We start from the raw sequence: 24496 nt of genomic DNA on the forward strand, positions 1-24496 counted from the left end.
CGGAACAACATCATTAGCTAAAGCTCATGTCTCAAAAGGAAGACTCCAAGCTGCCCCGCCATGTCGCCATTGTCATGGACGGAAACGGTCGTTGGGCAAAGCAGCGCGGGCTTCCACGTCACGCTGGACACCGCGCGGGTGTCAAATCGGTCCGTTCCACCGTTGAAGCTTGTGCACGACTAGGAATTGGTTTCCTGACACTGTTCGCTTTTAGCAGTGAGAACTGGCGGCGTCCGCAGACCGAGGTAGGAATGTTGATGCAGCTGTTTCTCACTTCGCTTCGCACCGAAGTCAAGCAATTGCACAAGAACAGTATCCGATTACAGTTCATCGGCGATCGATCCGCTTTTAGTGAGCAACTGCAGCAAAAGATCAACGAGGCGGAGCGTCTGACAGCTTTGAACACCGGACTCACGCTGATCATAGCCGCCAACTACGGTGGACGCTGGGACATCACTCAAGGCGCGAAACGTATCGCAAAACAGGTGACGGAAGGTGAGTTGACCATCGACGATATCACCCCTGAGAGATTACATGGTGAGTTATCGTTGGGTAATGCGCCTGATCCGGATCTCTTCATCCGGACGGGTGGCGAGCAACGGGTAAGCAATTTTTTGCTTTGGCACATGGCCTACAGCGAGTTTTATTTCAGCGATGTTTTATGGCCCGATTTTGATCGAGCCACCTTCGATACCGCACTGGAATGTTACGCGAGCCGGCAAAGGCGATTTGGGCAGACTGGCGAACAAGTGGAGACGTGCCGCGGTGCTTAAGCAGCGCATTATCACCGCGCTGATTCTCATCCCGATCACTATCTGGGCCATCTTTGGCCTGCCAAACATCTACCTGGCATGGGTGCTGGGAGTATTGGTGATGATGGGTGCCTGGGAGTGGACCAGGATGATCCCGTTGCGCAAAACCGCAATGCGATTGATTTATCTGGCCTTGATTGGTACCGCCCTTGTCGCAACCGGGATGTACATCTTTCGGACGGGCGCCCCGGCATGGATTCTCATTGTCGCACTGGTGTGGTGGCTCATCGCGCTGATCTGGGTGATTACCTACCGTTTACCGACCGAGGTAATCGATCGTTTTCGCGCCATTAAGTTTGTCGCTGGTTTTCTGACTTTGGTACCTGCATGGTCAGCATTGGTTGCAATTCATGCGGACTCGGCGCGAGGACCTTGGATGCTGCTGTTTGTGATGGTTTTGATGTGGGTAGCGGATAGTGGTGCCTACTTTGCGGGACGTAAATGGGGGCGGCACAAACTCGCGCCACGCGTCAGTCCAGGAAAAACCTGGGAGGGCGTTGCAGGCGCACTGGTGGCGTCCACCTTGTATAGTTCTGCAGGTGGTTGGCTGTTTGGTTTTCATGATTATCGGTTGGGAGCGTTTGTTTTGCTTTGTACCGTCGCCGTCGCCTTTTCCATCCTTGGTGATTTGTGGGAAAGCCTGCTCAAACGAGACCAGGGATTGAAAGACAGCGGTACGTTGTTACCTGGCCATGGGGGCGTGCTTGATCGTATAGATAGTCTTACTTCCGGGGCACCGCTCTTTCTATTGGGATTACTCCTGTTGGAAGGGTGGCAATGATCGGGGTAACGGTGCTGGGCGCAACGGGATCCATCGGGCGGAGCACGCTCGATGTCATGGCGCGCCATTCAGATCGTTTTTCAGTGTTCGCGCTGACGGCAAATACGTCGTGGCATAAGCTGCTTGAGTTATGCCGGATTCACAAACCAAGATACGCTGTGATCGCGGATAGCCGTTACGGGAAAGAGTTTGAAGAGGGGTTGAAGGTGGCCGCGCTACCCACCCAGGCGTTGTGTGGCGCTGATGCCCTGATGGAAGTCGCCAGTGCTCCCGCTGCGGATTACGTGATGGCGGCTATCGTCGGCTCGGTTGGGTTGCCACCCACCTTGGCCGCCGCACGCGCTGGAAAGAGGGTGATGTTGGCCAACAAAGAATCTCTGGTCATGGCCGGATCGCTGTTCATGGAAGCGGTAGAACAGGGGGGGAGTGTATTACTGCCGATCGACAGTGAGCACAATGCGTTGTTTCAGTGTTTACCGGCTACTTACAAAGCCGGCGATCGGCCGGCTGGTGTGACAAAGTTAGTACTGACCGCTTCTGGCGGACCGTTTCAACAAACCTCGTTAGAGACACTGGACAAGGTCACCCCAGCTCAGGCCATTGCGCACCCTAACTGGGAAATGGGGCGGAAAATCTCTGTCGATTCGGCAACCATGATGAACAAAGGATTGGAGGTCATCGAGGCGAGCTGGTTGTTTTCAATGGCCTGGCAACAGATCGAGGTGGTTATTCACCCGCAGAGTGTCATTCACTCAATGGTGCACTATGAAGACGGCTCCGTTCTGGCTCAGCTTGGCAATCCCGATATGCGCACTCCTATCGCACATGCGCTGGGTTGGCCGGAGCGGATTGCGTCAGGAGTGAGCACGCTCGATTTACTGCAAATTGGAAAATTCACATTTGAAAAACCGGATCCACGCCGATTTCCATGTCTGGTGTATGCCTACGAAGCATTAGCCGCCGGTGGCCCCTACCCTGCGTTACTCAACGCGGCCAATGAAATCGCCGTGGAGGCTTTTTTACAGGGGCAGTTGCCGTTTACCGATATTCCCAAGGTTGTTGCAAGTGTGCTGGCAGCGAAAGTAGATGCTGATATTCGCTCATTGGACGGTATCTTAGAAACGGATCGACGCGGCAGGGAACTCGCTCGTCGGTGTCTTGTCCAGTTGTTGGGATAGTGTAGAGATGTCGATGTCCTCATTTATGATTTCAGCAGTTTCGTTTCTCGTCGCGATCGGGGTACTGATCACTGTGCACGAGTTCGGGCACTATTGGGTGGCGCGCAAACTCGGTGTCAAAGTACTGCGTTTTTCAATTGGATTTGGAAAACCGTTGTGGCGAAGAGTGAGTGGACCCGACCAAACGGAGTATGTCATCGCAGCCATTCCTTTGGGTGGCTATGTGAAAATGCTCGATGAACACGAAGAAAATGTCCCTCCTGAGGAGAGCCATCGCGCTTTCAATCGACAGCAACTCTGGAAACGCACGGCGATAGTTGCCGCAGGGCCGGTGTTTAATTTCCTGTTCGCAATTTTGGCATACTGGATGGTCTTTATAGGTGGGGTGGAAGGTGCGCGCCCAGTGGTGGGCGAGGTTGCCGAGAATTCTATAGCCGCTCTGAGCGGATTGCAGCAGGGAGATGAACTGACAAAGGTGGGGGATAAGCAGACTCAGACTTGGGATATCGCCACTCTGACGCTTTTGGATGAAGCGATGAAAGGCGGTAGAACAGCGGTTCAGGTGCGCAGGGAAGGCGCGCTGCGTATCGTGCAACTCGACCTGACGCGTGGTAGCGCTCTTCTCGAAGGGACCTTCATCCTGGAAACGCTCGGCATCACGCCATGGAGGCCGGTACTTCCGGCGGTGCTAGACAGAGTCGTGAGCGGTGGTGCAGCGGACGCCTCCGGCCTGAAGGGGGGTGACCTGATTCTATCGGTGGATGATCATGCTATATCCAACTGGGCGGAGTGGGTGGCATATGTTCAGCGCCATCCGGGACAGCGTATTGTTGTGGGCGTCGAACGAGACGGGGCCAGAATCGAGCTCAATCTGACACCTGAACCGTCATCCAATGAAGCGAAGGGAACGATTGGTAGAATAGGGGCCTATGTCCGGTTGCCGGAGGGCCTGGGAGAGTCCATGCGCACCGAGGTGCGCTACGGCCCCTTGGACGCATTGGCGGAATCGCTACGTAAGAGTTGGAGCATGTCAACGTTGATGATCAAGATGTTGGGGAAAATGATCGTTGGTGAGGCATCCGTCGAAAATTTAAGCGGTCCGATCAGCATCGCGCAGTATGCAGGGCAATCCGCGAGTATTGGGCTGGTTCCCTTCATAATGTTCTTGGCGGTTATAAGTCTGAGCCTTGGTATAATTAACCTCTTACCGGTACCCCTCCTTGATGGGGGGCATCTCCTGTACTATCTGATTGAAGCCATAAAAGGGGGGCCACTGTCCGAAACTGCTCAGGCATTGGGACAGAGACTCGGCGTCGCATTTCTGGTCGTGTTGATGGGTTTGGCGTTCTATAACGATCTCTCGCGAGTGTTCGGCTAGCGCCATTTGAGGAGGCACCTGGTGTCGTGGTGGGGTGGGCTGGTGTGCTTGGGTTCATCGCCCTGGAGGCGGTTTACTTTCGCAGGCCACACAACTTCTTGGGCCTAAAAACGATAATAGGGGTGGTTGTGGTTCCTACTATACAAGCGTGTCGAAGATTGCTGAGGCTTTGTGTATTGGCGACCTTCCTGGGTTACGCGAGTGCCGGGTGGGGTTTTGAAACATTTTCTGTTTCTGATATTCGTCTGGAGGGCCTGCAGCGAATTTCGGCGGGTACCGTGTTCACCTACCTGCCGGTGAAGGTGGGTGACCCATTAACCCGGCAAGGAAGTCAGGATGCGGTGCGTGCTCTGTTCAAGACCGGGTTTTTCGAAGATGTTCGGTTGGAACGAGATGGGGATGTGCTTGTTGTATTTGTAAGAGAACGGCCAGCGTTGGCAGAAATCAACATATCAGGCAACGACAGTATGGATACAGAGGATTTGCTGACGGGCTTGCGGGGAATAGGGTTTTCAGTGGGGCGGGTATTCAATCAGGCGATATTGGAGCAGGTCGAACAGGAACTGCGGCGACAATATATCAGCCAGGGAAAGTACAGCATTCGGCTGGATTCGGAAGTTGTTCCTTTGCAACGCAACCGCGTGAAGTTGAATCTTAAAATCGCCGAGGGATGGGTTGCGAAGATAAGGCGAATCAACATCGTTGGCAACACTACCTTTGATGACGAGAAACTCCTGGACCAGTTCGAATCGGGTATACCGGGGTCGTTTTCATTCTTTTCCAGCAAGGATGAATACTCGCGGGCAAAAATTGCGGGCGACCTTGAGAAACTTCGTTCCTACTACCTGGATAGAGGGTTTCTTAATTTCGCAGTGGATTCCACCCAGGTTTCAATAACGCCGGACAAAAAGGACATTTATATAACCGTCAATGTTCGTGAAGGTAAAAAATACAATGTCGGTGATGTCAAGGTGGCGGGCGATTTGGTTATAGCTGAAGAAATAGTTCGATCGCTTATAAAGGTAAAATCGGGTGAAAGTTTCTCACGAAAACTGGTTACAGAATCAGCAGTGGCCGTCACCGAAAGGCTGGGAGACGAGGGATACGCATTCGCCAACGTTAATACCATTCCCGAAGTGAATGAAGAAGCGAACGAAGTGAAGCTGACGTTCTTTATTGATCCGGGCAAAAGAATATTTGTCAGGCGCATATCGATTGCAGGAAACTTCAAGACACATGATGAAGTGATCAGACGCGAATTGAGGCAATACGAAGGCGCCGCCCTGTCGGGAAAATCGCTAAAGCTTTCCAGGGAGAGATTGAACAGACTTGGTTTCTTTCAGAGCGTAACTGTAGAAACACCCTCGGTACCGGGTGATGACGACAAAGTAGATATCGTCGTAAAAGTGGTGGAAAAGCCGTCAGGGAATGTTCTTGCCGCCGTCGGGTACTCCGACACGCAAGGAGTCATTTTTAGCTTCAGCGTCAATCAGGAAAATTTTCTGGGTACGGGCAGCAAGGTCAGTCTCAAATTCGATAATAGTGATGTCAGCAAAACCTATAGTTTTTCCTACAACAACCCCTATTATACCCAAGATGGCATCAGTCGCGGTTTTAGTGTCTATCGGCGCGAGACCGATGCGGGGAGCGCATCCGTTTCCGATTACACATCGGATGAAATTGGCGCAAGCATAAACTACGGCATACCCGTCAGCGAAGTCGATCGGTTAGGTGTCGCGCTTGAGATCAAAAACACCGCATTGGATACAACAGCATCAACTCCAACTGAGATCTACGATTTCATCAACACCTATAGCGATAAATTTGATACGGCTAAAGTGACCTTCTCTTGGCATAGAGACTCCAGAGATCGTTCTTTTTTTGCCACACAAGGTAGTTCCGCCCGCGCAACGCTTGAGTTGACAGGCGGCGATCTGGAGTTCTACAAACTGGGTTATCAACATAGCTGGTTTTACGGCCTGTCGAATAGCATGACACTGGCCCTGAAAGGGGTGTTAGGATTTGGCGAAGGAATTGGAAAAACCGACGCATTGCCCTTCTTTGAAAACTACTATGCCGGGGGTATAGGATCTGTAAGAGGATTTGATGGCAACTCCCTCGGCCCAAAGGACTCAAACGGTAATCCAATCGGGGGCAATTTGAAAGTTGTAGGTGGTGCAGAGGTGATATTCGTACCACCTTGGCTTGAAAGCAGTGATTCGGTCCGCATGGGTCTGTTTCTTGATGTTGGAAACGTGTTTGATACCGTTTCAGGCGAGTATGATGCCAGCGAATTTCGAGCATCAATGGGGGTGGTACTTAATTGGTTTTCCCCAATAGGTCCATTAGTATTCAGTTTTGCAGAGCCTATTCAGGAAAAGGCCGGAGATGATATCCAGCAATTTCAGTTCACACTAGGTTTCGCGTTTTAGAGGGGGCACGTGCGATGAGGTTCACGTCGAAAGTAGCAGCGGTAAAAACGGTCGCCTTTTTATGCGCTTTGATTTCTCCAATGGCGATTGGTGCACAGGATTTAAAGGTAGGATTCGTAAACGCGGCACAATTGCTGGAAAAGGCTCCACAGGCAGATGCGGCACGAGCAAACCTGGAAAAGGAATTTGCGCCGCGAGACAGGAGATTGGTAGCAGAACAGAAGGAATTGCGTCAATTGGAAGAAAAGCTCAGCAAAGACGGCGCCATAATGAGCGATGCAGAACGAAAGAAAATTGAGAGAGATATACTTTCCGGGAAGCGGGATTTGAAACGCTCGCGGGATGAGTTCAGGGAAGATTTGAACATACGACGCAACGAGGAATTGGCCAAACTGCAGAAGTTGGTAGTCGAGTCCATCCGGGCACTGGCAAACGAGGGGGGCTATGATCTGGTGCTGACCGATGGAGTTCTGTACGCCAGCGATAACGTTGATATCACTTCACTCGTTTTAGAAAAGTTGAAGAAAGAAGCAACCAAATAGGCACGACGATCCAGATGGGTGAGATCACTCTGGGGGAGTTGGCACAATACCTTGGATTGCAACTCGAGGGTGATCCGGGGATTGTCATCAGGCGAGCGGCCTCCCTGGAGAGCGCCAAGTCTGGCGATATTTCGTTCGTCGGGAGCGCCAAGCACAAAAAGGCACTTGCCGACTGTGGGGCAAGTGCGCTGATAGTACATCAGGAACTGGGCAGCGAATTTATTGGTAACACACTCATCTCGAACAACCCGTACGCTGATTTTGCACGTGCAGTTAATCTCATTACACCGACGGAGATCAAAAGTGGTGTTCACGAAACTGCGGTAATCGACCCATCGGCGAGCTTGGCGAAAAGCGTTTATGTTGGACCTAATGCAGTAGTGGAACAGGGGGTAGTGGTCGGGGAGAAAACATCCATAGGACCAAACTGTGTAATAGGCGCCAGAAGTGAATTGGGATCCGAATGTAGTTTGAAAGCCAATGTAAGCATTGCACACGATGTTTGTATCGGCGATCGGGTGCTGGTTCACCAGGGAGCAGTGATTGGTGCGGACGGGTTCGGACTGGCCAAGGACGGGATTGCGTGGCTGAAAATTCCGCAGATAGGCCGCGTAGTAATCGGCAATGATGTTGAGATAGGCGCCAATACAACGATCGATCGAGGAGCGCTGGACGACACCTACATAGCCGATGGCGTCAAACTCGATAATCAAATACAGATTGCGCACAATGTGCGCATCGGGGCACATACGGCAATAGCCGCCTGCGCAGGCATCGCGGGAAGTGCAAAGATAGGCAGTAATTGCACTATTGGAGGCGCAGCGGTGGTGCTGGGGCATCTCGAAATTGCAGATGATGTACATATAACGGCAATGTCGCTTGTAACAAAGTCAATAGAAAAACCCGGTGTTTACTCATCAGGAACACCCCTGCAATCAAATGCCGAATGGCACAGAAATTACGTCCGCTTTAAGCAACTCGACGATATGGCGAAACGCCTGAAGGCACTCGAACGAAAAGTCGAGGGTTACGATCAGGAGGGTTCGAGTTGAGTGTTCTAATGACTCCATGGAGGTTTCTTTGAGCGTTTTAGATATTCACCAGATTCGCGAATTCTTGCCTCATCGCTATCCCTTTTTGTTGATAGATAGGGTGATCGAATCGGAACCTGGAAAACGACTGGTCGCGTTAAAGAACGTGACAGTCAATGAGCCATTCTTTCAGGGGCATTTTCCGATCAAACCCGTAATGCCAGGCGTTCTGATAATGGAAGCAATGGCACAAGCAACCGGGATGCTCGCGTTTTTGACGGCGCCCGAGGAAGTATCAGGTAACAAACTCTACTACTTTGCCGGCATGGACAACGTCCGGTTCAAGCGCACGGTCGAGCCGGGGGATCAGCTCTTTCTTGAGGTGGAGCTCAATAAGTGTAAACGCGGGATATGGATGTTCTCGGGGGTCGCAAAGGTGGATGGTAAGACTGCAGCCTCCGGGGATCTGATGGGCGCTATAAAGGATCTAGAGTAGTGATACATCCATCTGCCTTGATAGACGGGAAAGCTGAGATCGCCGCGGGGGTCACGATTGGCCCTTTTACTGTGGTCGGTCCAGGAGTCGTAATTGAAGAGGGCTGCCACATCGGATCGCATGTGGTTATACAAGGACCTACTCATATTGGCAGAGACAACAGAATCCATCAATTTGCATCGCTCGGTGATGCCCCGCAGGACAAGGGCTACAAAGGTGATCCAACACGGCTGGAAGTCGGTGATCGAAACGTCATTCGTGAATATGTGACACTCAACCGCGGTACCGTGAACGGAAATGGGGTGACCCGCCTGGGTAACGATAACTATATGATGGCGTATAGTCATCTTGCCCATGATTGCCAGGTTGGCAATAACACCATTTTTGCCAATGCGGCTTCCCTGGCTGGACATGTCACGGTTGACGACTGGGTTATTATGGGCGGCTTTGCGATCGTTCATCAATTCTGCCGCATAGGTGCGCACAGCTTTTGTGCACTGGGTAGTGTGATCTTCAAGGACGTGCCTCCCTTCGCGACCGTTTCTGGCAATCCGGCAAGTCCGCATGGAATCAATGCCGAAGGTTTGCGCCGCCGGGGTTTTTCCCAGGAAACAATTCAACACATACGCATCGCCCATAAAACACTCTATAAATCTAAGCTGCCACTGGCCAAGGCACAGGAAGAGTTAGTGGAGATGGGAAAAATATGCAATGAAGTAGCTTCCATCGAACGGTTCATCAGCCAGTCTCGGCGCAGTATCGTGCGCTGAGTACAGGCCATCGGGAAACCAAGTGGAGAAGAGCGGCGTGTCGACGCTGCGGGTTGGCATAGTAGCCGGAGAGACATCTGGAGATCTTTTAGGTGCCGGCTTGATTCGCGCTATGCGCTTACAACACCCGAGTATCGAGTTCGAGGGTATCGCCGGGCCGCAGATGATCTCCGAAGGCTGCCGAGCACTCTACCCTGCAGAAAAACTCTCGCTCCTGGGTCTCGTAGAAGTTCTTGGGCATTTACCCGAAGTACTCCGCATTCGAAAACGTTTGGTCAAACATTTTTCTCACGCGCCACCTGATGTTTTCATTGGCATCGATGCGCCCGATTTCAATCTCAACCTTGAACGTCACCTTCGGGCGAAGGGAATACCAACGGTTCATTATGTCAGTCCCACTGTATGGGCCTGGCGCACATATCGTATCCACAGCATAGCCCGTGCAGTTGATCTGATGCTCACGGTGTTTCCTTTCGAAGCTGAGTTCTACAGGGAGCACAATATTCCCGTCCGCTTTGTCGGTCATCCCCTGGCTGATTTGATACCGCTGGTCAGTGATCGCCTGGAGGCGCGGCGGGATCTAGGCCTATCATCGCGCGGACAGATTGTCGCCTTGCTCCCGGGTAGCCGCTCCAGTGAACTCAAGTATCTCGGGTCGCGTTTCGTTGCGACCGTCGATTGGTGTCGACAGCGAAAACCGAATCTCGGGTTTATAGCTCCGATGGCAAGTCCAAAGATACGCGGCATGTTTGAAGCTTTCATCGCGCAATATGATGAAAAGCTTCCCATTACCCTGATTGATGGCCACTCAAGAGAAGTCATGGAAGCAGCGGATGTTGTGCTGGCGGCGTCGGGCACGGCAACCTTGGAAGCCATGCTCCTCAAGCGACCGATGGTGGTTGCCTACAGAATGGCGTTTCTGACGCAATTGATGATGCGTCGCCTGCTTAAAGTCCCGAATTTCTCCCTTCCCAATCTTTTGGCGGGACGAGAGGTAGTGCAAGAGTTCTTTCAAAACGATGTCGATCCTGAAAAGCTGGGCCCCGCAGTGCTGTCCTTCCTTGATAATCCGGATCGGACCCATGAATTGCAGGAGACCTTCGCGGAAATTCATTTTCAGTTGCGCAAAGATGCGAGCAAACAGGCCGCCAGCGCGGTTCTCGAGTTGGTCGGCACTAAAGGGCGATGATGTGACTGTAGAACTTCAAGCACTCGTGGCAGGTGTGGACGAGGCAGGCAGGGGACCGCTGGCTGGACCTGTTGTCGCCGCCGCAGTGATTCTTGACCCGCTTCGCCCCATCGAGGGTTTGACCGATTCAAAAAAACTAGGCAGCAAACGCCGAGCGTTTTTGGAGAAGCAGATCATTGCAAATGCGCTTTGTTGGTCTGTGGCGCGTGTGGAGGCTGCGGAGATTGATCGCATCAATATATTGCAAGCTACACTGCTCGCGATGCGCAAGGCAGTCATGGCATTGGCACAACAACCAACCCGAGTGCTGGTGGACGGTAATCATTGCCCTGATCTGGAAGTGCCTGTTGAGGCGATCGTCAAAGGTGATTTGACGGAGGCAGCCATATCTGCTGCCTCGATTCTGGCCAAAGAGTCACGAGATCGCATCATGCGGGAGCTTGATGAACAATACCCGGGATATGGATTATGCGAGCACATGGGGTATCCGACTAAAAGACATATCATGGCTTTGGGCCTGCATGGTCCCTGCCAGGAGCACCGGCGCAGTTTCGCCCCCGTTCGTCGTCTTGTATCGACGAAGTGATCGCAGGCATTTCGCAGGTATGGACACACATCGGAATAGATGAGGACCGTGATTGTCGATGAGCACCATCCACAACGGTAGCTGAACAGTGCGAGTTCGATGAAGCAAACGCCCTTCGTACATTTACGACTCCATACCGAATACTCGTTGGTAGATGGTGTGGTACGCATCAAACCCTTGATAGATGCGGTTGCGGGACATGGAATGGGCGCGGTCGCCGTTACGGATCAAACCAACCTTTTTGCGATGGTCAAGTTCTATAAGGCAGCGTTAAAGGGCGGGATAAAGCCAATCGTTGGTGTCGATCTCTGGCTCCGTCCTCATGATGAGTCCCTTGTTCCCGCTCGTGTCACCTTGTTGTGTCAGCATGCCCAGGGTTATCGCCACCTGACTCGCCTGGTGTCGCGTGGTTATCTGGAAGGGCAGCATCGCGGCGTGCCGATGATCGATTCGGCGTGGCTCGCCGAGGAGGGAGTGGATGGCTTGATAGCGCTTTCCGGCGGGGTGAATGGTGAGATCGGCCGTGCGTTGTTCGGTGGGCGAAGCGAGGAGGGAGCGATGCTCATCGACCGCTATCAAAACTTGTTCGGCGACCGCTTCTATATGGAAGTCTGGCGAACAGAACGTGACGGGGAGGAGGAGTATCTGCATCAAGCAGTGGATCTTGCAACCCGACATGGGGTTCCAATCGTGGCAACGAATGATGTGCGATTTCTGCGTAACGACGAGTTTGAAACCCACGAAGCACGGGTTTGTATCCATGATGGACGCACCCTGAATGATCCTCGCCGCCAACATCGCTACAGTCCGGAACAGTATCTCAAATCGCCCCAGGAAATGGCCGAACTGTTTGCCGATCTGCCCGAGGCGCTTGCCAACTCGGTAGAGATAGCCAAACGCTGCAATCTCGAACTGACGCTGGGTGAAAATTACCTGCCGGAATTCCCGGTTCCCTCGGGGATGACGGAGGATCAGTTCTTCAGACGCGAAGCGGAGCAGGGGCTGGAACAGCGGTTGAAGAAAACCCGAATTCTCCACGATGGGCAACTCCCGTTGCCGGAGGCGGAGTACCGAGCACGATTGAAGCACGAACTGGAAGTCATCACCCAGATGGGTTTTCCCGGCTATTTCCTGATCGTTGCCGATTTTATTCGCTGGGCGCGGGAGAACGGTGTTCCGGTGGGACCTGGGCGTGGATCCGGAGCCGGCTCGTTGGTCGCCTATTGCTTGGGTATCACGGATCTCGACCCCCTGACGTACGATCTTCTCTTCGAACGTTTCCTCAATCCTGAACGCGTGTCGATGCCGGATTTCGATATCGACTTCTGCATGGAGGGGCGTGATCGGGTTATTGAGTATGTCGCACAACGGTACGGTCGAGACCGCGTCAGCCAAATCATCACTTACGGAAGCATGGCTGCTCGTGCTGTGGTCCGGGACGTGGGCCGCGTGCTCGGACACCCCTACGGCTTTGTTGATCGAGTCGCCAAACTGATTCCCTTCGAACTCGGCATAACCCTTGATAAGGCGCTTGAGCAAAGTGAGGAACTGCGCACCGGTTACGACACCGATGAAGAGATACGAACGCTCATCGATCTCGCCCGTTCCCTGGAGGGAATTACCCGTAACGCCGGCAAACACGCTGGCGGCGTGGTCATAGCACCCTCGGTGCTCACCGATTTTGCACCTCTCTACTGTGAACAGGGTGGCGGAGGACTGGTGACCCAGTTCGACAAAGATGACGTCGAAGCAGTGGGTTTGGTCAAGTTTGATTTCCTGGGCTTGCGCACCTTAACCATCATCGATTGGGCCCTCAGGACCATCAACAGCGGCAGAACGGCGAACGGTGCCGACCCAGTGGATATCACCACAATCGCTCTTGATGATCCCCCGACCTTCACGCTGTTGAAGCGTTGTGCCACAACGGCGGTTTTTCAGTTGGAATCGCGGGGCATGAAAGATCTGATCAAGCGCCTGCAGCCCGATTGCTTCGAAGATATCGTTGCGCTGGTAGCCCTGTTTCGTCCCGGGCCGCTGCAGTCTGGCATGGTCGATGACTTCATCAATCGCAAGCACGGACGGGCGAAAGTCGACTATCCCCACCCGGAGCTGGAACCGATTCTCAAACCCACCTACGGCGTTATTCTCTATCAGGAACAGGTGATGCAGATCGCCCAGGTGCTGGCCGGGTACACGCTGGGCGGCGCGGATTTGCTGCGCAGAGCAATGGGCAAGAAGAAACCCGAAGAGATGGCCGAGCAGCGCAGCATCTTTCTCGCGGGAGCGGCAAAAAGGAAAGTTGAGGAGAAGACCTCGGGGCATATCTTCGACCTCATGGAGAAATTCGCCGGATACGGTTTCAACAAGTCCCACTCAGCGGCCTACGCGCTGGTCTCCTACCAGACTGCCTGGTTAAAAGCTCACTATCCGGCCGCGTTTATGGCCGCGGTGCTTTCCGCGGATATGGACAATACCGATAAAGTGGTGGGAATGATAAACGAGTGCCATAACCTGTCGCTGGAAGTTCTCTCGCCCGATATCAACAGTTCGGAATATGCATTCAGTGCCATTGATGAGGCGCGGATCCGGTATGGCCTGGGGGCTATCAAAGGGGTGGGACAGGCGGCGCTGGAGGGCATCGTTGCCGAGCGCACACAACACGGTCGCTTTAAGGATCTTTCGGAGTTCTGTCGTCGAATTGATCAACGCAAGGTCAATCGACGGGTTCTCGAGGCGTTGATACGTGCGGGAGCTCTCGATGCTTTGGGAGCCAATCGGGCCACCCTGATGGCGCAGCTCCCGACCGCGCTGCAGATGGCGGTACAACACACCGCGATGGAAGCGGTGGGTCAGGTGGACCTTTTCGGGCTTGCCGACAATGGCGCGGGGACGACGCAGGCCATACCCGAGGCGCTCCTGGAGCTTGAAGAGTGGGATGAAGAACAGCGTTTGGCAGCCGAAAAAGAGACCTTGGGACTGTATCTGACGGGACACCCCATCCTGCGCTATGAAGCGGAATTGAGTCGATTCACCAGCGGGCGGATCGCTGATTTTATCGGCGACGAAGATACGGGTAACAACGGGCGCGGTAAGCGCGAACAGAGCGTGATTCTGGCGGGCTTGGTGATAGCGCAACGCCTGACGACCACAAAGCGCGGTGGCAAGATCGCTTTCGTCACACTGGATGATCGCAGTGGCCGGATCGAGATCACACTGTTCAGCGAAACCTTTCAACAGTTTCGGGATTTGCTGGTCAAAGACCGGCTGGTGGTCGTCGAGGGGACGTTGAGCTTCGATGACTATTCAGGTCGTCAACGATTGATGGTGGAGCGGGTCCTGAATATTGAACAGGCGCGCACCCAATTCGCCCGCCATCTGCGTATCACGCTGCATGGTTCTCCGGCATCGGGCGATCTGGCGGGGAAGCTTGTCAAAGCCCTGGACCCCTTCCGTGGAGGCACGACACCGGTTTGGATCCATTATCGCAACGAATCTGCCACCACCACCCTGATGCTCGACACATCGTGGAACATAGTGCCCAGCGATGAACTTCTCATGCGACTGACAAAGCTGGAGGCGGCAGAGAATGTGGAACTCGTTTACTAGAACCTATCTCAGAGTCCCGCGCGAGCTGTGCCGGTCGCTCGTGGTTTCAGCGCCAGGCGCGGCGAGCGTGGTTGGGTCATTCCCAATGAGCGAGCCGCAACACCACGCTGGAGTCATGAGCGGCCGGCCCTGCGGGTTGGCCCCGGAGGTGCGCTGGCGGTGTTCTCGACTTGCCAATAGCGCTGCTATTGGCTGCGCCTTCGGGCCTACCCAGCGCACCTCTGGGGCTCAACACAGCACGCGCGGGACTCTGAGATAGGTTCTAGAATCTATCTCAAAATCCCCCGCCTGCGGTGTTGCGGCTCGCTCATTGGGAATAAACTAACTACGATTGCAGCGCCTGGCGCTGCAAGCGCGAGCGACCGGCACAGCTCGCGTGAAATTTTGAGACAGGTTCTGAAATTGGAAGCATGTGACAATCAGCTGCCGCAGAGTCATAATGTGAACCCTGTGCCTGTGAGGGCTCGGAAAAATCCAATCATAAAAGTCGGTTATGCTAATCATTTAAAGTATGTTCTAACATGAATCTCAACTTTCTCGATTTCGAACAACCCATCGCGGAGCTTCAGGCCAAGATTGAAGAGCTGCGTCTGGTGGGCGATGACAACGAGATCAACATAAGCGAGGAGATCTCACGGCTCGAAGCCAAGAGCCGCACGCTGACGGAGTCGATCTTCAGCGCACTGAAACCCTGGCAGGTCGCGCAGCTGTCGCGTCATCCGCAACGGCCCTATTCCCTGGATTATATCGAGCGAATCGTCACCGATTTTCAGGAGCTGAGCGGCGATAGAGCCTTCGCCGATGATCCCGCCATCGTTGGCGGTGTAGGGCGGCTCGATGGACGCCCGGTGATGCTCGTCTGCCATCAAAAGGGTCGTGATACCAAAGAAAAACTCCGGCGCAACTTCGGTATGCCGCGACCGGAGGGTTACCGCAAGGCCCTGAGACTTATGCAGATGGCCGATCGCTTCCAACTCCCGATTGTGACTTTTATCGATACTCCGGGTGCCTATCCAGGGGTAGACGCTGAAGAGCGCGGTCAGAGCGAGGCGATTGCTCGCAACCTCTTCGTCATGTCCAAACTACGCACACCCATTGTCTGCACGGTTATCGGTGAAGGGGGATCGGGTGGTGCGCTCGCCATCGGGGTCGGGGATCGGGTGTCGATGCTCCAGTACAGCACTTACTCGGTGATTTCGCCCGAAGGATGTGCTTCGATTCTGTGGAAAAGCTCTGAACGTGCCTCGGATGCAGCCGAAGCCATGGGTATCACGGCAAGACGGCTCAAGTCTCTCCATCTCATCGACGAGATCGTTGCGGAACCTTTGGGTGGCGCACATCGCGATATAGATGGTATGGCCGAGACCTTGAAGGTCGCGCTCATCGCCAATCTGGACGAATTGGAAGAACTCGATACGGAAGCGTTGCTTGAGCAACGCTATCAACGTCTTATGGGCTACGGTTCGTTCAAGAGCTAAATCGCCCCGGGCAAAGCGCCCTCCACATGCCTTTCACTCCCGAAACCCTGCTGCCGCCGCTGCTTGAGATACCCGATGTCAGACGCTTGCGCGTCGCTTTCAGCGGTGGTCTTGATTCCATGGTGCTACTCACAGCGCTGCAGCGCTTGCGCGAATCCGGAGCTCTCCTGGCGGCGCTGGATGCCATCCACATCCATCACGGGCTGAGTCCCTATGCCGACGAATGGGCCCAACACTGCGCTCAAGTTTGCTGTGAACTGCGCGTGCCTCTCGTGCAGTTCAATGTGGTCGTGGATACGGAAAGCGGTAAGGGAATCGAGGCCTCGGCGCGGAACGCACGGTACAGCGCCCTGGCGCGGGAAACGGAGCCTGGCGATTGCCTGCTCATGGCCCATCATGCGGATGACCAGGCCGAGACTCTGTTGTTGCAGCTGCTTCGTGGCAGCGGTCCGCATGGGTTGGCTGCCATGCCCTTTTTGCGCCCCTTCGGCAATGGCCTGCTGGTGCGGCCGCTGTTGGATTTTCGGCGTGATCAGCTCTTTGCCTGGGCCTCGCAGGCAGGTTTGTGCTGGGTTGAAGACCACAGTAACCGGCAGCAGGATTTGGATCGCAATTTTTTGCGGCTCAGCGTTATCCCGCTCCTGAAGCAGCGCTGGCCGTCACTGGCGACGACGCTCTCACGCAGCGCACGCCTCTGCGGCGAATCAGCGCAACTGCTGGAGGAGCTGGCGGCGAGCGATATTGCGGCGGCAAGTACCCCCCATCCCCGTGAACTGCGCTGGAAGGTGCTTGCCGATCACTCGGTCGTGAGAAGACGCAATCTGCTGCGCGCCTGGATTGCTCGTTGCGGTTTTCCAGTGCCGAATGCCCGGCGACTGGAGCGCATGGCAACCGATTTCTGGGATGCGGCGCCCGACCGCAATCCTGCACTGCGCTGGGAAGGCGCCGAAATGCACCGTTATCGGGAGATGCTCTACCTCATGCCGACGCTTCCGGCCGTTGATCCTGCACTCCGGCTGTCGTGGGATCCCGAATTACCCCTCGAACTGCCGGGTGGGGGGAGGCTTGGCGCACAACGACGGCCCGGCGAGGGACTGTCAGTGTCGAAATTGCTTTCAGGTCCGTTGATCGTGCGCTTCCGGCAGGGCGGTGAGCATTGCCATCCCGCAGGACGGCGTGACTCCCATTCGTTGAAAAAACTGCTGCAGGAGCACGCCGTGCCACCCTGGCTGCGTGATCGCATTCCTCTGATCTACCACGGCGAGGAGTTGATAGCGGTTGCCGACCGGATCATCAGTGAGGGGTTTGCCGCCTCTCCAGACGAATGTGGATGGGTGCTGAAATGGAGGCCCGCAAACGACTGAGCAGCTTCTTTGATGCGACGACCGGCGTTGTGGAAGTGGGGTGCTTTCTGGTATTTTTACCTCCCGTCCGTAGTACCTCTGAATTCACGGAACTTCACTACCTTTTACCCGCTTCTGCCGCAACGAAGTGGTGGTGGTTCCCAAATCCGAAAGCCGGATTTCCATGACCAAATACGTCTTTATAACGGGCGGCGTCGTTTCCTCATTGGGGAAGGGCATTGCCGCCGCGTCGCTGGGTGCGTTGCTCGAGGAGCGCGGTCTCAAGGTGTCGATGCTCAAGCTCGACCCTTACATCAACGTCGACCCCGGCACCATGAGCCCCTTCCAGCATGGCGAGGTTTTCGTCACCGACGACGGTGCGGAAACCGATCTGGACCTGGGGCACTACGAGCGTTTTACGCGCTCAGCCACCGGCAAGCAGAGTAATTTCACCACTGGGCAGATCTACGAAAGCGTGATCCGCAAGGAGCGCCGCGGCGATTATCTGGGCGGCACCGTACAGGTCATTCCCCATATTACAGACGAGATCAAGGCCTCGGTCCGCGCCGGGGCCGGAAACGCCGATGTGGCCATCGTCGAGATCGGCGGCACCGTGGGTGACATCGAATCGCTGCCCTTCCTCGAGGCCATCCGCCAGATGGGGGTGGAGCTGGGTCATGATCGCGCCATCTTCATCCACCTGACTCTGGTGCCCTACATCGGCACCGCCGGCGAGATCAAGACCAAGCCGACCCAGCATTCGGTCAAGGAGCTGCGCTCCATCGGCATCCAGCCCGATCTGCTGCTGTGTCGCTCCGCGCTGCCACTTCCCCAACAGGAACGACGCAAGATTGCCCTCTTTACCAACGTGGAAGAGAAGGCGGTCATCTCGGCCCAGGATGTAGACAACGTCTACAAGATTCCGGGGTTGTTGCGCGGTCAGGGGATGGACGACATCGTGGTCGATAAATTGCGTCTCGACGTGCCCTCGCCTGACCTCTCCGATTGGGAACGGGTTATCGATGCCATGGAACACCCCGAGGCCGAGGTTCACATTGCCATGGTCGGCAAGTATGTCGAACTCACCGAGTCCTACAAGTCTCTTAACGAGGCCTTGGCCCATGGCGGTATCCACACGCGCACCCGGGTGCGTATCCACTACATCGATTCAGAAACGATAGAGCGTGCAGGTATCGAATGCCTGACCGGTATGGACGCTATTCTGGTCCCCGGCGGATTTGGCGAGCGTGGTGTCGAAGGTAAGATCGCAGCCGTGCGCTACGCCCGCGAACAGGGCATACCCTATCTCGGGATATGTCTGGGAATGCAGGTGGCCGTGATCGAGTACGCCCGTAACGTGGCCGGGCTCGATGCGGCGCACAGCACTGAATTCAACCGTGATACCCCCCATCCGGTCATCGCCATGATCACCGAATGGCAGGAGGGTGACGGGACGGTACAGCGCCGCAGCGAAGATACCGATCTAGGCGGCAGTATGCGTTTGGGTGGCCAGGAGGCGCGGCTGGTGGAGGGCAGTCTGGTGCGCAAGCTCTACGGCAAGGCCGCGATACGCGAGCGGCACCGGCATCGCTATGAGTTCAATAACAATTATCGAGAGCCTCTGAGCAAGGCGGGACTGTCACTGACCGGATTCAGCAAGGATGGCAACCTGGTGGAAGTGGTCGAGATCGCCGGTCACCCCTGGTTTCTGGCCTGCCAGTTCCACCCCGAGTTCACCTCCAATCCCCGTGATGGGCATCCGCTGTTCAGCGGCTTCATCCAGGCCGCGCGTGATGCGCGTGTGACGCGCGAAAAGGCGGTGGCAACGGCATGAAGCTGTGCGGCTTTGACGCCGGAATCGAACACCCGCTGTTTCTGATCGCCGGACCCTGCGTCATCGAAAGCGAGCAGCTGGCGCTGGACACCGCGGGTGAACTGCGCGAGATTACCGCCCGGCTGGGTATTCCGTTCATCTACAAGTCCTCCTTCGATAAAGCCAACCGCTCCTCCCATATCAGCCCCCGCGGGCCCGGGATCGAGCAAGGCTTGCGGATCCTCGAGAGCGTTAAGCAGCAGCTTGGCGTGCCGGTCCTGACGGATGTTCATGAAGATACGCCGCTGAGCGAAGTGGCTGCGGTAGTCGACGTGTTGCAAACACCCGCGTTTCTATGCCGACAAACCAACTTCATCCAGGCCGTCGCCGGACAAGGACTGCCGGTGAATATCAAGAAGGGCCAGTTTCTCTCACCCTGGGATATGGGCAACGTCGTGGAAAAGGCACGTGCCACCGGAAACCAGCAGATCATGGTCTGCGAACGTGGTGTCTCGTTTGGTTACAACAATCTCGTTTCGGATATGCGCTCGCTCGCCGTAATGCGCAATACCGGTTGCCCGGTGGTGTTCGATGCCACCCATTCTGTTCAATTGCCCGGCGGGGAAGGAAACCGCTCCGGCGGACAGCGGGAGTTCGTCCCCGTGCTCGCGCGTGCTGCGGTAGCGGTTGGTGTCGCGGGTTTATTCATGGAGACTCACCCCACACCCGACCGGGCGCTCAGCGACGGTCCCAACGCCTGGCCATTGGGTGAGATGGCGGATCTGCTTGTAATCCTGCGGGAACTCGATCAGGTGACGAAGCGTAAACACTGAAAATTCATTCAATAAAGCACATTAATAAAACCAGGTATCTCATTGAGAAAGAAAAGGATAATGTCAAAGATCAGGCAAGTCATTGGTCGGGAGATCATCGATTCAAGGGGCAATCCGACCGTCGAGGCGGATGTCATCCTCGACTCCGGAATTCTGGGGCGTGCGGCCGTTCCTTCCGGTGCGTCAACCGGATCTCGCGAAGCTGTCGAGCTGCGAGATGCCGATGCCCGGCGCTATCTGGGCAAGGGTGTTCTGCATGCCGTGGCCAACGTCAATGGTGAGATCCGCAACGCCGTCGTCGGTATGGAGGTCGGGGAGCAGGCCGAGATCGATCGCACCCTGATTGAGCTCGATGGCACAGAGAACAAGGGGCGACTTGGCGCCAACGCGCTGCTGGCGGTTTCGCTGGCCGCAGCGCGCGCCGCCGCTGCCCAGAACGGTGTAGCGCTGTATCGCCACCTCCAGCCGCAAGGGCCCTACCTTTTTCCAGTGCCCATGATGAACATTCTCAATGGCGGTGCCCATGCCGACAACAATGTCGATATCCAGGAGTTCATGGTGTTACCGACCGGAGCCCCGAGTATCGCGGAAGCCATTCGTTGTGGTGCCGAGGTGTTCCATTCGTTGAAAGAGGTGCTGAAGGGGCGCGGTCTCAACACCGCTGTCGGTGATGAAGGGGGGTTTGCACCTGATCTGCGCTCCAACGAGGAGGCCATCGAAGTGATCATGGAGGCGATTGCCCGGGCCGGTTACCACGCCGGCAAGGACATCCATCTCGCGCTCGATGTGGCGAGCTCGGAGTTCTACAAGGACGGCCTCTATCACCTGGCCTCGGAAGACAAACACCTCGATGCATCGGCTTTTGCGGCCTACCTGGAAGAGTGGGTCGAGAGGTACCCCATTATCTCCATCGAGGACGGCATGGAAGAGAGCGATTGGGATGGCTGGAAACATCTGACAGAACGCCTCGGCCAGCGTTGCCAACTGGTTGGCGATGATCTGTTCGTTACCAACACCAGGATTCTCAAGGAGGGCATCGATAAGGGGATTGCTAATTCGATACTCATAAAGGTCAATCAGATCGGAACCCTGACCGAGACTTTGGATGCGATTCGAATGGCGCATGACGCCGGCTATTCCTCAGTGGTGTCGCACCGTTCCGGCGAGACCGAAGATAGCACGATTGCCGATCTCGCCGTTGCGACGACGGCGACACAGATCAAAACCGGCTCTTTATCGCGTTCCGATCGTGTCGCCAAGTACAACCAGTTGCTCCGTATCGCAGAAGAGGTGGGCGCGGAGGGAGCCTATCCGGGTCTGGCCGCATTTCCCCATCTGCAGAGCTGACTCGTCGCCATTTGCTGATCGTCACTGATGATGAGCGCCTGGGTTTCATGCCCGGGCGTCTCCTTATATGCTCTAAACACGCTGCGGATCGATGATGAACCCGGCACAAAGGGTCAGAATAGAGGGCGTTACAGGCGGTGTGGATAAAAGTCCTGGTCACCATCCTCGCGGTACTGCTATTGGTGCTGCAGTACCGCTTGTGGGTGGGCGATGGCAGCCTGGCAGAAGTGTGGCAGCTGCGCCGCGAGATTGCCGTTCAGGAGGCCGAAAACCTCAGGCTGCTGGAACGCAATCGGGTTCTCGAGGCGGAGGTGCAGGATCTGAAAAAAGGCGTCAAGGCAATCGAGGAACGCGCGCGCAGCGAGCTGGGTATGATCCGCAAGAACGAAACCTTCTACCAGATCGTCGAACCTAAAGTACCTCCGTCGGGTACGGCGCAGCAGTCGTCCGAAAAGCCAACCGGCCAATGACGAAGTTCCCTTCCGTATGGGCGATCGTGCCGGCCGCAGGGGCGGGACGCCGTATGGAGGCGGACCTCCCTAAACAGTATCTGCAGCTGAACGGGCAAACACTGCTGCAACATACTTTATCGCGCGTGCTTGATTACCCCGGGCTCAGTGGAGTCGTAGTGGTCGTGGCCCCGGGAGACCAGTGGGTGAATGACGTCGCGGATGCATTCAAGGAATCGCGACTCGAAGTGGTCACCGGTGGTGTTGAACGGTGTCATTCTGTGCTCAACGGTCTTCACGCCCTGGCTGCACGCGCGGCGGAGCATGATTGGATCATGGTTCACGATGCAGCCCGGCCCTGCGTGAGCCATAGCGATCTCGACCGGCTCTTCGCCGCAATCCGGGATGAGCCGGCCGGAGGCCTGCTGGGCATGCCGGTACGCGACACCATGAAACGCGCTGGCGCCGATTCTCATGTCATGGAAACGGTTGATCGCGACCGGCTGTGGCACGCGCTTACGCCACAGGTATTCCGATTTCAGATGCTGCTGGAGGCGCTCGAAGGCGCGATTCAGACGGGTGTCAGCGTGACCGACGAGGCGGCTGCCATGGAGCACGCCGGCCACCGGCCGTTGATGGTTGAAGGGCGCGCCGATAACATCAAGGTGACACGGCCCGAGGACCTGGACTTGGCGGCCTTCTATCTTCGACAGCAGGAGGGGGAATGAAGCTGCGTATCGGTCATGGTTACGACGCGCATCGATTCGGGACCGGTGATCGGGTGGTCCTGGGGGGGGTTGCCATTCCCCACGACCAGGCGTTGATCGCCCACTCGGACGGCGATGTACTGATCCACGCAGTTTGTGACGCGCTGCTTGGGGCGGCGGCCCTTGGTGATATCGGTCGCCATTTTCCGGACAGTGATCCTGCCTATCGGGGGATCGATAGCCGGACACTGTTGATTCGGGTCGTGCAGCTGGTGGCCGGGCAGGGCTATGGCATCGTGAACCTGGATGCCACTGTGATAGCCCAGGCCCCCCGTTTGGCCCCCCACATAGTACGCATGTGCGGCAATTTGGCGCAGGATCTTGGTGTCGATCCCAGCGCGGTCAACATCAAGGCAACGACGACCGAAGGAATGGGTTTCGCCGGTCGGGGCGAGGGCATAGCAGCCCACGCGGTGGTGCTCTTGAGTTCGATCTAGCGGTGCCCCAGGCGACGCTCACAACGCGCTCACTCCCCTGCGCGTTTGAAGGTCCACCGGTTGCCGGTAAGTTGCGCCAGCAGCCAGAGGATTTCCAGGTCGAGGAGTTGCTCTCCTTCGAGCCCAGCGGGTCAGGCGAACATGCCCTGATAAAGGTGCGCAAACGGGGCGAGAACACGCTGTGGGTGACCCGCCAGCTGGCGCGCGTGGCGGGGGTGCCATCCCGCGATGTGGGGTACGCGGGACTGAAGGATCGACACGCAGTGACCACGCAATGGTTCACTGTCGGCCTGGCCGGGAAGCTCGAGCCCGATTGGGGCGCCTGCGTCTCGGACTCCCTGGAGATCCTCGAGGTCGTTCGCCACAATCGCAAGTTGCGCCCCGGCGCGGTGGTCGAGAATCGTTTTTCGATTCACATCCGTGAACTGAAGGGTAGCCGCGAAGCGCTCGGCGAGCGTCTGGATTGCGTAGCCGCCGCTGGTGTCCCCAACTACTTTGGTGAACAGCGTTTTGGCAGGGATGGCGACAACGTCAATCAGGCCCTGGCGCTCTTTGCGGACGAGATTCGCGTACGCGATCGCAAACTGCGCGGCATCTATCTCTCGGCGGCGCGCTCGTGGCTCTTCAATGCGGTGCTTGCGGAGCGGGTTACGACCAAATGCTGGAATAGAGCCCTGCCGGGCGATGTCATGGCGCTCGACGGGAGACGTGCTGTGTTTCTTGCCGAGCGTCTGGATGACACCCTGCTCCGGCGGGTTGAGGAGCATGATATTCATCCCACCGGTCCGCTGTGGGGTCAGGGCGAGCCAATGACGGTCGGCGCACCGGCTGACCTTGAGAAACGGGTTGCCAGCGAGCACGAGACGCTGGCCGACGGCCTGATCCGGGCAGGGATGAAACAGGAGCGCCGCGCCCTGCGTCTCCGCGTTCGAAACCTGAAATGGGCACTCGGTACGCACGGAATCGAACTGTCATTCGGCCTCCAGGCCGGCAGTTTCGCGACAGCGGTGCTCCGGGAACTCACCGACTACCGGAGTGCGCCGCACCTCGATTGAGCAACATCGGCGCACCGGCGGAACTGCCGCACTCCGGGGCCGGGTGCGCGTCGCCCGTTGCGCACAACGATCACGGGCAGTATGCGGAGCACCCCTGTCGCGCTGGGAAGAGGTCAGACCGGGTGCGTTATACTGGCGCCTGTTAGCAGGCCCTGGTCGCTTGTGCCAATTGC

21 protein-coding genes are annotated in these 24496 nt (G+C 56.0%); all 21 read left to right on the forward strand.

Features of this window, described 5'->3' with window-relative positions:
- Positions 1-26 precede the first annotated feature (26 nt).
- The 21 genes from DWQ09_13140 to DWQ09_13240 all read left to right on the forward strand — a co-directional run bounded on the left by DWQ09_13140 (position 27) and on the right by DWQ09_13240 (position 24323).
- Positions 27-773, forward strand: a complete 747-nt coding sequence (locus DWQ09_13140; GenBank protein ID KAA3627264.1) for an isoprenyl transferase — start codon at positions 27-29, stop codon at positions 771-773.
- On the forward strand, positions 766-1593 hold the full coding sequence (locus DWQ09_13145; GenBank protein KAA3627265.1) for a phosphatidate cytidylyltransferase: 828 nt from the start codon (positions 766-768) through the stop codon (positions 1591-1593). The genes DWQ09_13140 and DWQ09_13145 overlap by 8 nt, the downstream gene beginning before the upstream one ends.
- Complete coding sequence (locus DWQ09_13150) at positions 1590-2771, forward strand: 1-deoxy-D-xylulose-5-phosphate reductoisomerase (protein KAA3627266.1); 1182 nt, start codon at positions 1590-1592, stop codon at positions 2769-2771. The genes DWQ09_13145 and DWQ09_13150 overlap by 4 nt, the downstream gene beginning before the upstream one ends.
- A gap of 13 nt (positions 2772-2784) precedes the next feature.
- Entirely contained in the window at positions 2785-4149 is a 1365-nt protein-coding gene (locus tag DWQ09_13155; GenBank protein KAA3627388.1) for a sigma E protease regulator RseP, read from the forward strand.
- Between the two features lie 158 nt (positions 4150-4307).
- Positions 4308-6581: an outer membrane protein assembly factor BamA gene (gene bamA, locus DWQ09_13160; protein ID KAA3627389.1), complete on the forward strand. Its 2274-nt coding sequence runs from the start codon at positions 4308-4310 to the stop codon at positions 6579-6581.
- A 14-nt stretch (positions 6582-6595) separates the two neighbouring features.
- Positions 6596-7123 carry an OmpH family outer membrane protein gene (locus DWQ09_13165; GenBank protein ID KAA3627267.1) on the forward strand — a complete coding sequence of 176 codons (528 nt, stop codon included), beginning with the start codon at positions 6596-6598 and terminating at the stop codon, positions 7121-7123.
- Positions 7124-7137: 14 nt separating this feature from the next.
- Positions 7138-8175 carry a UDP-3-O-(3-hydroxymyristoyl)glucosamine N-acyltransferase gene (lpxD, locus tag DWQ09_13170; protein ID KAA3627268.1) on the forward strand — a complete coding sequence of 346 codons (1038 nt, stop codon included), beginning with the start codon at positions 7138-7140 and terminating at the stop codon, positions 8173-8175.
- Positions 8176-8191: 16 nt separating this feature from the next.
- A complete protein-coding gene (gene fabZ / locus DWQ09_13175) occupies positions 8192-8650 on the forward strand; it encodes a 3-hydroxyacyl-[acyl-carrier-protein] dehydratase FabZ (protein KAA3627269.1) in 459 nt (152 codons plus the stop codon).
- Positions 8650-9420: an acyl-ACP--UDP-N-acetylglucosamine O-acyltransferase gene (locus tag DWQ09_13180; protein ID KAA3627270.1), complete on the forward strand. Its 771-nt coding sequence runs from the start codon at positions 8650-8652 to the stop codon at positions 9418-9420. The genes fabZ and DWQ09_13180 overlap by 1 nt, the downstream gene beginning before the upstream one ends.
- Before the next feature lie 37 nt (positions 9421-9457).
- A complete protein-coding gene (locus DWQ09_13185; GenBank protein KAA3627390.1) occupies positions 9458-10609 on the forward strand; it encodes a lipid-A-disaccharide synthase in 1152 nt (383 codons plus the stop codon).
- Positions 10551-11195 carry a ribonuclease HII gene (locus DWQ09_13190; protein ID KAA3627271.1) on the forward strand — a complete coding sequence of 215 codons (645 nt, stop codon included), beginning with the start codon at positions 10551-10553 and terminating at the stop codon, positions 11193-11195. The genes DWQ09_13185 and DWQ09_13190 overlap by 59 nt, the downstream gene beginning before the upstream one ends.
- A gap of 99 nt (positions 11196-11294) precedes the next feature.
- A complete protein-coding gene (locus DWQ09_13195; GenBank protein KAA3627272.1) occupies positions 11295-14801 on the forward strand; it encodes a DNA polymerase III subunit alpha in 3507 nt (1168 codons plus the stop codon).
- Positions 14802-15322: 521 nt separating this feature from the next.
- Entirely contained in the window at positions 15323-16279 is a 957-nt protein-coding gene (gene accA, locus DWQ09_13200) for an acetyl-CoA carboxylase carboxyl transferase subunit alpha (GenBank protein KAA3627273.1), read from the forward strand.
- Between the two features lie 26 nt (positions 16280-16305).
- Positions 16306-17643 (forward strand): tRNA lysidine(34) synthetase TilS, encoded by a 1338-nt coding sequence (gene tilS / locus DWQ09_13205; GenBank protein KAA3627274.1) that lies wholly within the window; start codon positions 16306-16308, stop codon positions 17641-17643.
- A gap of 163 nt (positions 17644-17806) precedes the next feature.
- Positions 17807-19456 carry a CTP synthase gene (locus DWQ09_13210; GenBank protein KAA3627391.1) on the forward strand — a complete coding sequence of 550 codons (1650 nt, stop codon included), beginning with the start codon at positions 17807-17809 and terminating at the stop codon, positions 19454-19456.
- Positions 19453-20268, forward strand: coding sequence for a 3-deoxy-8-phosphooctulonate synthase (locus DWQ09_13215; protein ID KAA3627275.1), 816 nt, complete (start codon positions 19453-19455; stop codon positions 20266-20268). Before DWQ09_13210 ends, DWQ09_13215 begins: the two co-directional genes overlap by 4 nt.
- Before the next feature lie 60 nt (positions 20269-20328).
- On the forward strand, positions 20329-21615 hold the full coding sequence (locus tag DWQ09_13220; GenBank protein ID KAA3627276.1) for a phosphopyruvate hydratase: 1287 nt from the start codon (positions 20329-20331) through the stop codon (positions 21613-21615).
- A gap of 143 nt (positions 21616-21758) precedes the next feature.
- Positions 21759-22085 carry a cell division protein FtsB gene (locus DWQ09_13225; GenBank protein KAA3627392.1) on the forward strand — a complete coding sequence of 109 codons (327 nt, stop codon included), beginning with the start codon at positions 21759-21761 and terminating at the stop codon, positions 22083-22085.
- The gene (locus DWQ09_13230; protein ID KAA3627277.1) at positions 22082-22792 is read left to right on the forward strand and encodes a 2-C-methyl-D-erythritol 4-phosphate cytidylyltransferase; all 711 of its coding nucleotides are present in this window, start codon (positions 22082-22084) and stop codon (positions 22790-22792) included. The genes DWQ09_13225 and DWQ09_13230 overlap by 4 nt, the downstream gene beginning before the upstream one ends.
- Before the next feature lie 2 nt (positions 22793-22794).
- Complete coding sequence (locus DWQ09_13235) at positions 22795-23268, forward strand: 2-C-methyl-D-erythritol 2,4-cyclodiphosphate synthase (GenBank protein KAA3627393.1); 474 nt, start codon at positions 22795-22797, stop codon at positions 23266-23268.
- A 2-nt stretch (positions 23269-23270) separates the two neighbouring features.
- Entirely contained in the window at positions 23271-24323 is a 1053-nt protein-coding gene (locus tag DWQ09_13240; GenBank protein ID KAA3627278.1) for a tRNA pseudouridine(13) synthase TruD, read from the forward strand.
- The last annotated feature ends 173 nt before the right edge of the window (positions 24324-24496 follow it).

This window comes from Pseudomonadota bacterium, assembly GCA_008501635.1.
Lineage (GTDB): Bacteria > Pseudomonadota > Gammaproteobacteria > QQUJ01 > QQUJ01 > QQUJ01.